Source organism: Pseudomonas sp. B12(2026) (assembly GCF_057767015.1).
On the sequence record NZ_CM173430.1, the window covers coordinates 2,250,675 to 2,264,354 of the forward strand.

Genomic DNA, 13,680 nt, shown 5'->3' on the forward strand with positions numbered 1-13,680 from the left:
CTAGAGCGATTTCTTCAGTTTACGTAGGAAACGCATTCTGCTAAGAATTGAATTATCCCGCGGAGATTATGCTCCGTACCACAATGATAATGACATAGGGATACAGGCCGTGGATTTAGTGCTCGAACCCGCAGCCGGCAGCCTTCTGCGCTCCAGATTAACACCCCCCCAGGTGCCTGCTGATTATTTGATTCGTCCCCGACTCCAGAACGCTCTGGATCGCCATCCTTACTCCCCCGTTCTGTCGTTCACCGCGCCGGTCGGTTTTGGCAAGACCACCGCCCTGGCGGCGCTGGCCAGGGCACGCGAACTGGACGGCCATACCGTCGCCTGGATTTCGCTCGAAGAACAGGACGACGACCCCGGCCGCTTCTGCCTGAAACTCATCCAGGCGCTGGCCGGGGCCTTGCCGGGCACCGGCGAGGACGCCCTGGGTTACCTGCAGAACACCATGCGCGTGCCGGTGGTGGCGGTGATGGAAAGCCTGCTGATGGACCTCTCGCGCGATGAGCGCAAGGTCCTGCTGGTGCTCGACGACCTGCATGCGATCAGTCACGCCGATGTCTTCGCCGGCCTCAACCGCCTGGTGCAGTACGCGCCGCCCGGGCTCACCCTGGCCATCGGCAGCCGCTCGCAACCGCCGCTGAACCTCGCCACCTGGCGCGCCAAGGGCTTGCTGCTGGAGATCGGCCAGGACGAGCTGCGCCTGAGCGAGGACGAAACCCGCCAGTACCTCGCCCGCGACGGCCTGCAACTGGAGGACGCCTGCCTGCACAACCTGCACAGCCAGACCGAAGGCTGGATGGCCGGCGTGCACCTGGTCAGCCTGTGGCTGCGCCAGCAGCCGGGGGCTTCCGAGTGCCTCAAGCCGCTCAGCAGCGACAAGGCCGCGGTCGGCGATTACCTGCTGCGGGCGGTGTTCGAGCGTCTGCCGGGCGACATCCAGGATGCGCTGCTGGCGCTGGGCATCGCCAACCGCCTGAGCGGCGACCTGGCCAACACCCTGACCGGCCGCCAGGACGGCCAGGCGCTGCTGGAGCATCTGGACAGCATGCAGCTGTTCCTCCTGCCGCTGGACCGCGACCGCCAGTGGTACCGCTTTCACCAATTGTTCGCCGATTTCCTCCGCGCGCGCCTGCGCGAGCGCGATCCGGAACGCTTCAAGCAACTGCACTTCAACGCCAGCCTGTGGTTCACCAACCACCACATGCCGACCCTGGCCATCGAGCACGCGTGCCTGGCCGAGGACCCGGAGATGCTCGCCGCGCTGGTGGATGGCTGCGGCCTGGAGCTGATCAACCGCGGCCAGCTGTACCTGATCTCGCGCTGGCGCCGGCATGTGCCGGACGAGATCGCCGCGCGCTACCCGATCCTGGTGCTCGCCGACGTCTGGACCCGCGCCTCGGAGCTCAGCCTGCCCGAGGCCAACCGCATGATCGACGAGCTGCTGGCGCGCTGGGGCGAGCACAAGGGCGGCGGGCCGATGGGCGACCAGTATCTTTCCGCGCTGGCGGTCAAGGCCGTGCTGGCGTTGCAGAAGGACGACCTGGAGCAATGCATCACCCTGGCCCGGCGGGTGGAGAGCCAGCTGGGGCAGAATTCCGCCTTCCTCGAAGGCGCGGTCCTGCTGGTCGCCGCCTTCGCCCAGGTGGTGCGCGGGCAGGCCGAGCAGGCGCGGCGGCTGATGGGGCTGGCGCAGCAGCGCAACCATTTCCTCGACGGCCGCTACCTGCACATGCAGTTGTGCACCATCGAAGTGCTGCTGGCGCTGGAGCAGGGCCAGGTCAAGCAGGCCCAACTGCTCATCGAGCGCCTCCGCCAGCAGGCCATGCCGCTGTTCGACAAGCGCTCCCAGGCCCTGGCGCTGCCCACCATCGCCGAGGCGCTGACCGCCTATTACCGCACCGACATCGACGGACTCGAAGAGCGCCTGCGCTGGGCGCTGGGACGTGTCGACGTGATCAACCCGATCGACCTCTACGCCCAGGGCATGCAGTGCCTGGCGCGCATCCAGCGCTTGCAGGGGCGCGGCAAGGAGGCGCTGGCAACGCTCGGGCTGATGCAGACCCTGGCCTCGCGCAACCACTCCTGGCGCTTCTTCGCCATGGCGGTGGGCGAGGAGATCAACCTGATCCTGCAGGAGCCGGCCGCCGACCGCTGCAAGCGTGCCGAGCAGCGCCTGAAGGCCATCGACTGGCAGAAACTGGCCAGTCACTACAAGCAGATGCCGTTCAACCCGGTGCTCTGGGTGCTGGGCATCAGCCGCGTGCGCCTGTTGCAGGCGCGGGGGCATTTCAGCGAGGCGCTGCACGAGATCACCCAGCTGCGCGGCATGCTGCAGCCGGGCTGGCACGGCCTGCAACGCCTGCGCCTGGACCTGCTGGCGGCGCTGAGCTACCAGCGCCTGGGCTACCAGGAGCGCTCCCTGAGCCTGCTCGGGCAATGCCTGGTCGGCGCCGAGCGGGAAGGGGTGCGGAGCCTCTTCATCGAAGAAGGCGAGGGGATCCGCCAGCTGTTGCAGCAGCTCGAATCCACCGAGCGGCAACCGGCCCTGCAGGCGTTCATCCGCGGCCTGCTGGGCGTCTGGCCGGGGCAGGAAGCACGCAGGTCGCCCGAAGCGCTGGAGGAAGGTCTGACCGACCGCGAGCGCGAGGTGGTGTGCCTGGCCGCGCAGGGGCTCTCCAACGAGGAGATCGGCCGGCAGCTGGCGCTGGCCCTCGGCACCGTCAAATGGCACCTGCACAACATCTACGAGAAGCTCAAGGTGCGCAATCGCACCCAGGCGATCCGCCGTGCCCGCGAGCTGAGTCTGCTCTGAATGACGACCCTGACTTCCCTGCCGCAGCCGCCGATGCCGCTGCTGCGTACCAAACTGTTCCCGCCGCGCACCGACAGCAGCCTGCTGCTGCCGCGCCGTGCGCTCATCGACCGGCTGTTCGCCGCCCGCCAGCAGCGGGTGCTGGTGCTCAGCGCGCCGGCGGGGTTCGGCAAGAGCACCGCGCTCAGCCTGTTCCGCCAGCGCCTGCAAGAGAGCGGGGCGCGGGTGGCCTGGCTGTCCTGCGACGAGGGCGACAGCGAGCCGCAGCGGCTGGTGCAGTACCTGGTGGCGAGCATCAACAGCGTCGAGGACGGCTTCGGCGCCAACACCTCGAACCTCCTGCGCTCGGACGTGGCCCTGCCGCTGGAGGGCATCCTCGATGCCTTCCTCGCCGACCTGCGGCGCCTGGACGGCCCGCTGTACCTGCTGCTCGACGACTTCCACCGGATTCGCCACCCGGCGCTGGCCCTGGGCGCGCGCTACCTGATCGAGCACCTGCCAGACAACGTCCGGCTGGTCACCAGCACCCGCTACCGCCCGCGCTTCCTGGTCGACGAACCGGCGCTCGCGCCGCTGTCCTTCTGCCTGAGCGGCGACGACCTGCGCCTGACCCGCGAAGAGACCGACACCTACCTCACCGAGCTCAAGGGGCTGTCGCTCAGCGACGCCGAGCTCCGGCTGCTGCACAAGCGCACCGAGGGCTGGATCACCGCGCTGCACCTGGCGGCGCTGGCGCTGGCGCGGCACCCGGACCGCACGGCGTTCCTCAAGGGGCTCTCCGGCTCCGAGCGCGATCTCGCCGATTACCTGACCGAAGACGTGCTGCGCAGCCTGCCCGAATCGCTGCAGCAGTTCCTCGATCAGACCTCGGTGCTGGAGGAGTTCAACGCCGAGCTGTGCAACGCGCTGACCGGCCGCCGCGATGGCCTGGACATGCTGATGCGGCTGCAGAACGAGCAGCTGTTCATCATCCCCCTGGACGACCAGCGCGAGTGGTTCCGCTATCACCACCTGTTCGCCGAGTTCCTCCAGGGCCGGCTGGCCCGCCACGCGGACCCGGCGCCGCTGCTGCATGCCGCCGCGCGCTGGTGCGAGAGCCGCGACATGGCCGACCGGGCGATCCGCTATGCGCTGCGGGCGCGCGACTACGGCTTCGCCGCCGACCTGCTGGAGCGCCAGGGCGCCCGGCTGATCGCCGGCAACCGCGTCTACGGCATCCTCGGCATGCTCGGCAGCATTCCCGCGGAGGTGATCCGCGAGCATCCGGTGTTCCAGATCTTCTATGCCTGGCAGCTGGCCTTCGAGCAGAAGTTCGCCGAGGCCGAGGCGCTGATCGAGGAACTCAGCGTCCGTCTGCTGCAGGGGCAGGGCAAGGTGCGCAACTTCGCCCTGGCCGAGTTGCTGGCGGTGGCCCAGGTGCTCAAGGCGCTGGTGCTGCTCTACCAGGACAAGCTGGAGGCCAGCCTGAAGGTGTCCCGCCAGTGGCTGGCGCTGGTGCCGGGCAACCAGCCGGTGTTCCGCGCCAGCCTGGCGTGCATCCAGGCGGCGGCCTACGCGCTGCTGGGCGACTACGCCGAGGCGGCGAGCGCCATCGGCGTGGCGCGGGAATGCCTGCGCATGGCCGACAGCGAATACCTGCAGGTGGTGGCGAGCATGATCGAGGCGCTGATCTGCCGGGAGCGCGGCGAGCTGGAGCGCGGCCGCACCATCGCCGAGAGCGCGCGCAGCCGGGTGGAGCGGGTGTTCGGCCGCCGCAGCCGGGTCGGCGGGCCGTTGTCGCTGGCCTACGCGGACATTCTCTACGAGCAGGACCGCCACGCGGCGATCCTCGCCGAACTGCCGCTGGCGACCACCTGGCGCGATGTCGCCACGCCGGTGGAGCTGCTCAGCCGCGGCCAGTTGGTGATGGCCAGGGCGCGTTTCTTCGCCGGCGAGGCGGAGCAGGGGCTGGCCCAGCTCGACGAATGGCTGGTTGGCCTGCAGTCGCCGGGCTATGAACGGGTCAATGCGCTGGCGATGAGCTGCAAGGTGCAGCTGCTGTTGTGGATGCGCCGGCCGAACGAGGCGGAGCGGGTGTGCCTGCAACTGGCGCGGCATCTCTCCGGGCTCAGCGCCGAGCGCTACGCCGACGCCCAGGCCGCGCTGGTGATGGCCGAGGCGCGGCTGGCGCTGTCCGAGCGCCATGCCGAGCGCGCGCAGCAGCGTCTGGAGGCCTGCCTGGCGAGCTATACCTCGCCCTTCCAGCGCGACCGGCGGCTGCGTCTGTCGTTGTTACTTTCTGTGGCCTTCTGGCAGAAAGGTAACAGCGAAAAGGCCTTCGCCTTGTTCGCGCCGACGCTGGAGGAAGCCTGGAACCTGGGCTACCGCCGGCTGTTCCAGGACGACGCCCTGTGGCTGCTGCCGCTGTGGGAGGCCTGGAAGGTCGCCGAGCCGAAGCGCGCCGCGGCCTGGCAGGGCGTGGCGGAACTGCTTCGCGAGCAGTGCCGGAGGCTCTCCGTCGATCCTGAAAGTTTCGATGAAAATCAGGATGTTAGCCACCGCGAGCGGGAGATCCTGCGGCTGGTGGCGGCGGGCTTGTCGAACCGCGATATCGCCCAGGCGGTGCATCTCTCGGAGGCCACCATCAAGTGGCACCTGCACAACCTGTTCGCCAAGCTCGGCGTGCGCAGCCGGACCCAGGCGGTACTCAAGGGCAAGAGCCTGGGATTGCTCAGCGAAGCCTGAGCGGGAGGGTCGGCTTTGCGCCATCCCTTGGATGGGCTGGCAGGTGGGGGGCGGGTCAGTAGCTTGGAGATCAGGACGCGAAGCCTGGTGCTTCACGAATCCATGCCCGCTGCGCCTAGGGAAGCAGCCGCGGGTCTGGAGGACCGGCGTAGCCGGTCGATCTGCAGCGGGGCAGGACGCCCCTTGCAGGGCCTGGGGGCAACCCACCTGAACACTGGAGAGAAATAACAATGAAAAAAATCAAGCAACTGGTTCTTGCAAGTGCAGTTCTGGCTACTCCGTTCCTCGCTCACGCCGACATGAAGTCCATGGATGACGCCGCACTGTCCGGCGTGACCGGCCAGGACGGCATCAGCATCGCCGGTACCTTCAATGCCCAGATCGGCGCGGTCACCTACACCGACGCCGACACCAACGGCGGTTCCCTGGTGCTCCAGGGCATCCACCTGCCGAGCGTGACCATCGCCGACGACGCCCCGATGACCGTCGACGTGGTGACCACTACCATCGGCTCCACTCCGACCCAGCAACTGCAACTGGGCCTGCCGAGCGTGACCGGCGACGTCACCGTCGATGCCGTCAAGGTCGGCGCCACCGGCGCGAGCATCGGTTCGCTGACCGTTTCCAACCTGAACCTGGCCGGTTCCCAGGTCCGCATCTGGGGTCACTGATCGGCCGCGCGTAGTTCCAGGCGAGCCTTGCCGGCGTCCAGCCGGCAAGGCTTTTCCCGATCGAGGAGGGGTGGATGTTCGAGATTCTGCTGGGAAGCCTGCTGGGGCTGTTCGGATTTACCCAGGCCGTGGATACCAGGCCGCAACAGCAGGGCACAGTGAACATCTCGCAGCCGCTCACGCCCAATGGTCCGTTTCGCGAATCGGTGCAGCTCGAACCGATGAGCCAGGTGCAGTTCCGCAACGTCATCCACCAGGCCTACGACTACAGCTGCGGCTCGGCGGCGCTGACCACGCTGCTGGACTATTACCTGGGGCGCAACCTGGAAGAACGTCAGGTCATGGAGGGCCTGATCAAGTACGGCGAGGCCGACAAGATCGTCCAGCGCCGTGGATTCTCGCTTCTGGACATGAAGCGCTATGCCGCCGCGCTCGGCTACAAGAGTGGCGGCTTCCGTGCCGAGTTCTCCGACCTGGACTCGCTCGAACACCCGGCGCTGGTGCCGATCCACTATGCCGGCTTCAAGCATTTCGTCGTGGTCCGCGACGTCTACAACGACCACGTCTTCGTTGCCGATCCCGCCTTGGGCAACATCAGTTTCACCCGCGCCCGCTTCGAGGATATCTGGGACCAGAACGTCCTGTTCGTCATCTACCCCAGTGGCCAGGAGCCCAGGAATGCCCTGGCGCTCAAGGACGCCGACCTGCGCCTGGTGGATGACCGCACCGTCAGCCTGCTGGCGTTCCGGGAGTTCCCGGAAATGAGCAAGTTCACCCAGAACCAGATCGGCGAGGCCGCCTCTGGCGGGGATGTGCAGTACATCCGCCGCAAATGATTGCCTGATCGGCCCGGACGAATAAGAACAAGACCAGGGGATAGCGAGATGGATTTGAAGGGGTTTGCGAGCGCTGCTGCTCTGGCCTTGCTGGTCAGCACCGCCGCCGTGGCGGACGATGCGTCGCCCGCCGATGCGCGCGATGCGCTGGCCAAGAAGGACACCGACGCCGACAGCGCCAAGGCACTGGAACAGGTGTTCCAGGCCACCGAGAAGAGCTACACCCTGCTCAAGAAGGGCGAGCGCCAGCTCACCTACGGTTTCGATTACGCGCTGATGCGCGACACCCGCATCCAGGCCGTGCGCTCCGGCCAGAACATCTACAGCGTGCTGGCGCAGAGCGAGGCGCAGCACACCTTCACCAACTCCTTCACCTTCGACTACGGCATCTGGGACAACCTGACCTTCAGCATGCGCCTGCCGTTCGTGGCCAAGTACGACACCGAACGCGACATCCATGCCTACAGCCTGGGCGACATCTCCGGGACCCTGCGCTGGCAACCCTGGGAGTCGCGCCGCGGGCGCCCGGTCACCACCCTCTACGCCACCCTCGGCCTGCCCACCGGCGACAGCCCCTACGACATGGACGTGGAGGACGACGTCTCCACCGGCAACGGCTACTACAGCCTGGGCGTGGGCGCCAACATGTCCTACGTGATCGACCCGGTCGTGCTCTACGGCTCGCTCGGTTACACCTACGCCATGCAGGTCGACGACATCCACCAGAACCAGTACGGCGAAGAACTGGAGAAGGTGGTGCCCGGCGATACCCTCAACTTCGCCATGGGCATGGCCTACGCGCTGTCCTACGACGTCTCGCTGGCCACCTCCTACCAGATGGCCTACTCGATGAAGAACAAGTACTACTTCAACGACCGCACGGTGGAGGCGCCCGAGCAGACCAGCGCGATCATGAACTTCTCGCTCGGCCTGCGAACGTCGCCCGACTACATCGTCAACGTGAACGCCGGTTTCGGTCTGACCGAAGACTCGCCGGATGTACTGCTGGGGCTTTCCCTTCCCCTGGATATCCAAGGCCTCAAGGCCCAGTAACCGACGAGCGAGCAGCACATGACAATGCGCATTTCGCCACTCGCGCTGGCGATGGCAGGGGTGAGTCTTGGCTGGTCGTCGCTGGCCGGCGCCCAACTGGCCAACGACCTGACCATCGGCAACCCCAAGGCCATGGCGATGGCCAACGCCGTCACCGCTGACTCCACCGGCATCGACGCGGTGCACTACAACCCCGCCGCGCTGACCAAGCTCAAGGGCCGGCAGACCCAGCTCAAGCTGGTCACCGGGGTGATGGACATCCGCGCCGACTTCACCGCGCCGCCCAACTATGGCGACGCCGCCTTCGGCCTCGACGACGACCCGGTGGCCAACAGCAGCAGCCGCACCCTGACGCCGACCATGTACCTGCCGGGCCTCGGCGGGATGACCGACATGCCGCTGCTGGTGGCGCCGCTGGCGGGGCTGTCGATCAACCCGCCAGGGTCGAAGTTCACCTTCGCCACCAACGTCTACGCACCGCAGGCGCTGGGCTACTCGCGCGATTCCGACAGCGATCCGGCGCGCTACCAGGGGCGCCGGGTCTCGCTGCAGCGCATCACCTACTTCTCGCCCTCGCTGGGCTACGAGGTCAACGACGATCTCTCGGTCGGCCTGTCCATCGGCTTCTCCCACCAGGCGATGGCGCTGGACACCGACTTCCGCAACCCCGGCCTGCTCACCGGCCTGCTGCAGACCCTGCACGACACCACCTGCGTGCCGGGCGCGCAGGAGATCGTCGAGCTGGTGTTCAACGTCTGCGGCGGGCGCATCGGCCCCTACGACTCGCTGGCCAACCTGAAGCTGGACATGCAGCAGAGCCTCTCGCCGAGCTACAACCTCGGCATCCTCTGGGAGCCCTACGACTGGTTCGCCTGGGGCGCGACCTACCAGAGCGAGTCGCGCATGCACCTCAAGGGCAAGTACCGGGTCGACTACACCCAGGACTGGCAGGGCTTCTGGTCGGGCCTGCAGAACTCGATCTTCGGCGCCTTCCTCAGCCCGCTGTTCCCCTACGGCAACGCCGACGAGGAGCACGGCGTGGCGACGCTGAACATGGTCAACCCGGACAGCTTCTCCACCGGCATCAAGCTGCGCCCGTTCGACAAGTGGCAGTTCAACTTCGACCTGAAGTGGACCGACTACAGCGACTGGAACAACCTGGAGATCGAGTTCGACCGGGAGCTCGACCTGCTGCGCATCGCCAAGAACTTCGCGCCCGGCAGCGCCACCGACCACAGCATCATCCTCGACCGCGGCTACCAGGACACCTGGAGCTACGCCATGGGCGTGCAGTACGACGTCAACGACCGCCTGCAACTGCGCGCCGGCTACGAGTACCGCCCTTCGGCGATCCCCAAGGACAAGGCCGACGCCTTGGTGCCGATCGGCGACGCCGACCTCTACGGCCTCGGCCTGGGCTACCAGTGGGACAAGGACACGGTGATCGACCTGGGCTTCAACTACTTCGTCTCCAAACAGAGCATCAAGGCCGGCACCAGCTGCAACCTGAACTGCACCGGCATCGACAACCTGGTGTACAACCCCTACGCCGGGCTCGACGTCGACACCACGGTGAAGGCCTACATCTTCGCCATGACCTACCGGACGACTTTCTGAGGGCCTCGCACATGCGCACGCTGACCCTGCTGATGAGCTGCCTGATCGCCGCCCCGCTGGCCGCCCCGGCGGCGCAGGCCGCCAGTGGCCGCTACCTGTCCTGGGTGGACGACCAGGGCCAGGTGCACAACACCTTCGTCGACGCCGGCTTCAGCCAGCAGCAGCGCCAGGCCGCCAGGCGCATCGACCAGAGCGACCGGGCGCGCCAGCTCGACGCGTCCGGCACCCAGTGGCCGGGCACCCAGCCGGCCGGGGAGAGCAAGCGCCGCTACTTCACCTGGGTCGACGCCCAGGGCAACCTGCAGAACAGCTTCTACGCCGCCGGCCAGGTGCCGCCGGGGCGCGCCGACTACGTGCTGCCCAACGGCGACCACTCCGCCGAGTACATCGACGCCGAGGCCTACGAGGACAAGGGCTTCGTCCGCAGCGAGAACGGCAATCCGTATTACACCTGGGTCGACGAACAGGGCCGCATGCACAACTCGCCGATCAGCGCCGAGCAGCGCGCCGAGGCGTTCCGCCGGGGCGAGCCGGGCGGCGGCAAGGTCGCCTACACCGAGGGGCGGCAGATCGAGTTCAAGTCGCGCCCGGCGGACCTGCCCGGCCTGGACGGCAGCGGCGAGCAGACTGACGCCATGAAGGCGCTGCTCAAGGGCAGCGGCAAGACCCTCGACGATCTCTACCAGGACCTCCAGCGCCGCTGCTGCGAGCAGATGGCCGACGGCGACTTCACCGAGCTGAGCGCGGAGGAGCCGCGCTACGAGGAGCTGAACAGGTTCTCCCCGAGCTTCGACTTCCCGATGGGCAAGAGCTACTTCGTGGCGATGAAGCTGCCCAGTTCGCAGCGGGTCTACGGCCTGCGCGTACGCAGCTTCGCCAACCATCAGGTGGTGTACCCGTCGCTGCTGTTCCTCGACGAGCGCAAGCGCCCGACGCGCCTGGTGAGCGACGCGGTGTACAAGCTCAACCCGGAGACCTGGTACCGCTACGCCTTCATCGAAGGCACGGTGCCGGTGCGCGCCAACCAGGGCGAGCGCTACGTGCTGCTGCTCACCACCGACGAGGACCGCAGCCTGCAGACCCTCGACAACAAGCCCTACAAGCGCCCGCTGGAGGACCTGGCGGTGAACGAGGCGGGGATGAAGGTGCGCGCGCACGGCGACCAGGGCGGCTTCGAGCTGGCCGTCGTGCGCTGACCCGTGCTCTTCGTAGGAGCGAGCTTGCTCGCGAATCGCCTGGCGCCGAAGTCGCCGGGAAATCCGTTCGCGAGCAAGCTCGCTCCTACAGGCCCCATGCTCTCGTAGGAGCGGACCTTGTCCGCGAAAAAGCCAGACCGCCTGCTGGCGGATCGCGGAGAAGCTCCGCTCCTACGGGAGCCGGGACAGGCGCGACAAAAAAAGCCCGGCAATCGCCGGGCTTTTTCATGGGGCAGGGCGCCTCAGATTTCCTTCGGCCGCACGTTCCCGAACAGCTCCTGGGAGAAACGCACGCGCTCTTCCACGGTCTCCTTCGCGCCCTTGGCCTCCAGCTCGGCGAGGTGCGCCTCGACGGCGTGGGTGCGCAGGGTCAGGCCGCAGTCGTTGGCGATCTGGATGTTCAGGCCGGGGCGGGCGTTGAGTTCGAGGATCAGCGGGCCCTTGTCCTGGTCCAGCACCATGTCCACGCCGATGTAGCCCAGGCCGCACAGCTCGTAGCAGCCGGCGGCGAGCTTCATGAAGCCGTCCCAGAAGGGCAGCTGCACGCCGTCCACCGCGTTGGTGGTGTCCGGGTGCTTGGCGATCTTGTTGTTCAGCCAGGTGCCGCGCAGGGTCATGCCGGTGGCCAGGTCCACGCCGACGCCGATGGCGCCCTGGTGCAGGTTGGCCTTGCCGTTGGACTGGCGGGTCGGCAGGCGCAGCATGGCCATCACCGGGTAGCCCTTGAGCACGATGATGCGGATGTCCGGCACGCCTTCGTAGCTGATGCTCTTGAAGATCTGGTCGGGGGTGACGCGGTATTCGATCAGCGCGCGGTCGCGGTGGCCGCCGAGGGAGTACAGGCCGGTGAGGATGCTCGACAGCTGGTGCTCGATTTCCTCATGGCTGATGATCCGCCCGGAGACCGTCTTGTAGCGCCCTTCGAAGCGGTCGGCGATCACCAGGATGCCGTCGCCGCCGGCGCCCTGCGCCGGCTTGATCACGAAGTCGTTGTGCTCGCCGATGATCTCCGGCAGGCGCTCGATCTCCTTCTCGGTGGAGATGATGCCGTAGAGCTCCGGCACATGGATGCCGGCCTCGATGGCGCGCTGCTTGGTGATGATCTTGTCGTCGACGATCGGGTACAGGTGCCGCTGGTTGTACTTGAGCACGTAGTCCGCGTTGCGCCGGTTGATGCCCATGATGCCGAGGGCGCTCAGGGCTTTCCATCGCTTGATCAGGCCGAACATGGCTTATTCCTTGAGGAAGGCTTTGAAGCGGAACAGTTCGGTCAGGCGGTAGCCGCGGTAGCGACCCATCGCCAGCATGAACGCCACCAGGATCAGCAGTACGGCGGGGAAGGTGAACACGAAGTACACCAGGTCCGGTATGCGCATCAGGATGTGCGCCAGGGCGGCGGCGACCAGGGTGCCGATGGCGGCTTTCATGGCGTGGGCGGCGCCGCGCTCTTCCCAGGTGATCGACAGGCGCTCGATGCTCATGGTCAGGATCACCATCGGGAACAGCGCCACCGACAGGCCGCTCTCGAAGCCGAGCTTGTGGCTGAGCAGGCTGATGGCGGCGATCATCACCACCACGAAGGTCAGCACCACCGACAGGCGCGGCAGCATCTGCAACTTCAGGTGTTCGAGGTAGGAGCGCAGCGACAGGCCCAGCGCGGTGATCACGGTGAACAGGCCGATGCCCCACTGCAGGCCGGTCTCGCGGAAGGCCAGGGCGATCAGCACGGGGGTGAAGGTGCCCAGGGTCTGGATGCCGATCAGGTTGCGCAGCACCAGGATCACCAGCACGCCGAACGGGATCATGATCATGATCTGGAAGGTCTGCTGGGTGGACAGCGGCAGGCCGTACAGCGAGTACTCGAGGAAGGCCGCGTCGGTGTTCTCGTCCGACAGCTTGGCCAGGTGGATGGCGTTCATCTCGCTGCTGTTGAGGCTGAAGCTGACCTGGGCCTTCTTGCCGCCCTCGATGGACAGCAGGCTTTCGTCGCCCAGCCACCAGATCAGGCGGTCGGCGGGCAGGCCGCGCTCGCCGCTCTCCGGGTTGAAGTACAGCCACTCCTTGCCGTTGAAGCTGCGCAGCCAGAGCTCGGGCTGCTGCGGCTGGTTGGCCACCAGGCGCAGGGTGTGCACGCGCTCCAGCGGCACGTGGGCCAGCGCCAGCAGGGTTTCGACCACATAGGTGCGCTTTTCCAGGCTGGTGTCGCCGGCCAGCAGCAGCTTGACGTTGTCGTCAGCCAGGTTGTTGGCGCGCTTGATGGCTTCGCTGACGAAGGTCTCGACGTCCGCCGAATGCTGGCGGATGGGCGCGATCAGGGCTTCGGCGGCGATCTTTTCCGGGCCTTCCAGGGGCAGGCTGTCACGGAAGATCGGGCCTTTTTCCTTGGGCTTCTCGTTGGCGCCGGCGTAGCGCTTGGTCAGCACCAGGCGGTAGTAGAGGGTCTGCTGGCCGTTGGCGCGGCGCGAGGACCAGGTGACCTTGCGGTTGCCGTCGGCGCGGTTGATGCCCACGCCGTAGTTGTTGGAGACGAAGCTCTCGTTGAGGCTGACGTAGTCCTGGGTCAGCGGCGGCACGAACATCTGCACCTTCACCGGGGTCTTCGGCGTGGCGATGAACTCGACCTTGGCGTCGATGTTCCACAGGTCGTCGGTCTCGGCTTCGGTCATCGGGATGCCGAGGACGAAGATCTGGTAGGCGGTGATCGCGACGCCCAGCGTCACCAGGATGGCGATCAGGACCTTCAGATGCAGGGTAAGAGAGCGCAT

9 protein-coding genes are annotated in these 13,680 nt (G+C 66.8%); 7 read left to right on the forward strand and 2 right to left on the reverse strand.

Annotation, left to right across the window (positions count from 1 at the left end):
• Positions 1-109: 109 nt before the first annotated feature.
• From AC3B6A_RS10585 to AC3B6A_RS10615, 7 genes are all read left to right on the forward strand, one after another.
• Complete coding sequence (locus AC3B6A_RS10585; protein WP_488402600.1) at positions 110-2,818, forward strand: winged helix-turn-helix domain-containing protein; 2,709 nt, start codon at positions 110-112, stop codon at positions 2,816-2,818.
• The gene (locus AC3B6A_RS10590) at positions 2,819-5,542 is read left to right on the forward strand and encodes a winged helix-turn-helix domain-containing protein (RefSeq protein WP_488402602.1); all 2,724 of its coding nucleotides are present in this window, start codon (positions 2,819-2,821) and stop codon (positions 5,540-5,542) included.
• A 230-nt stretch (positions 5,543-5,772) separates the two neighbouring features.
• Positions 5,773-6,213, forward strand: coding sequence for a DUF6160 family protein (locus AC3B6A_RS10595; RefSeq protein WP_488402603.1), 441 nt, complete (start codon positions 5,773-5,775; stop codon positions 6,211-6,213).
• Between the two features lie 74 nt (positions 6,214-6,287).
• Positions 6,288-7,049: a C39 family peptidase gene (locus AC3B6A_RS10600; protein ID WP_488402604.1), complete on the forward strand. Its 762-nt coding sequence runs from the start codon at positions 6,288-6,290 to the stop codon at positions 7,047-7,049.
• A gap of 48 nt (positions 7,050-7,097) precedes the next feature.
• Positions 7,098-8,102 carry a transporter gene (locus AC3B6A_RS10605; RefSeq protein ID WP_488402605.1) on the forward strand — a complete coding sequence of 335 codons (1,005 nt, stop codon included), beginning with the start codon at positions 7,098-7,100 and terminating at the stop codon, positions 8,100-8,102.
• Between the two features lie 18 nt (positions 8,103-8,120).
• Positions 8,121-9,719, forward strand: a complete 1,599-nt coding sequence (locus AC3B6A_RS10610; protein WP_488402606.1) for an outer membrane protein transport protein — start codon at positions 8,121-8,123, stop codon at positions 9,717-9,719.
• An 11-nt stretch (positions 9,720-9,730) separates the two neighbouring features.
• Positions 9,731-10,915: a MalM family protein gene (locus AC3B6A_RS10615; protein ID WP_488402607.1), complete on the forward strand. Its 1,185-nt coding sequence runs from the start codon at positions 9,731-9,733 to the stop codon at positions 10,913-10,915.
• Between the two features lie 242 nt (positions 10,916-11,157).
• On the opposite strand, the gene AC3B6A_RS10620 is transcribed toward AC3B6A_RS10615, so the two are convergent.
• Both AC3B6A_RS10620 and rloB read right to left on the reverse strand, forming a co-directional pair.
• Positions 11,158-12,144, reverse strand: coding sequence for an alpha-L-glutamate ligase-like protein (locus tag AC3B6A_RS10620; RefSeq protein WP_488402608.1), 987 nt, complete (start codon positions 12,142-12,144; stop codon positions 11,158-11,160).
• Between the two features lie 3 nt (positions 12,145-12,147).
• Positions 12,148-13,680: an osmotic stress tolerance membrane protein RloB gene (gene rloB / locus AC3B6A_RS10625; protein ID WP_488402609.1), complete on the reverse strand. Its 1,533-nt coding sequence runs from the start codon at positions 13,678-13,680 to the stop codon at positions 12,148-12,150.

Excerpts from the sequence above, each read along its gene's own strand:
- AC3B6A_RS10615 (WP_488402607.1), top strand. The coding sequence starts at position 9,731 with ATGCGCACGCTGACCCTGCTGATGAGCTGCCTGATCGCCGCCCCGCTG.
- AC3B6A_RS10610 (WP_488402606.1), top strand. The coding sequence starts at position 8,121 with ATGACAATGCGCATTTCGCCACTCGCGCTGGCGATGGCAGGGGTGAGT.
- AC3B6A_RS10600 (WP_488402604.1), top strand. The coding sequence starts at position 6,288 with ATGTTCGAGATTCTGCTGGGAAGCCTGCTGGGGCTGTTCGGATTTACC.
- AC3B6A_RS10620 (WP_488402608.1), bottom strand. The coding sequence starts at position 12,144 with ATGTTCGGCCTGATCAAGCGATGGAAAGCCCTGAGCGCCCTCGGCATC.
- rloB (WP_488402609.1), bottom strand. The coding sequence starts at position 13,680 with ATGCGCTCTCTTACCCTGCATCTGAAGGTCCTGATCGCCATCCTGGTG.
- AC3B6A_RS10605 (WP_488402605.1), top strand. The coding sequence starts at position 7,098 with ATGGATTTGAAGGGGTTTGCGAGCGCTGCTGCTCTGGCCTTGCTGGTC.
- AC3B6A_RS10595 (WP_488402603.1), top strand. The coding sequence starts at position 5,773 with ATGAAAAAAATCAAGCAACTGGTTCTTGCAAGTGCAGTTCTGGCTACT.
- AC3B6A_RS10590 (WP_488402602.1), top strand. The coding sequence starts at position 2,819 with ATGACGACCCTGACTTCCCTGCCGCAGCCGCCGATGCCGCTGCTGCGT.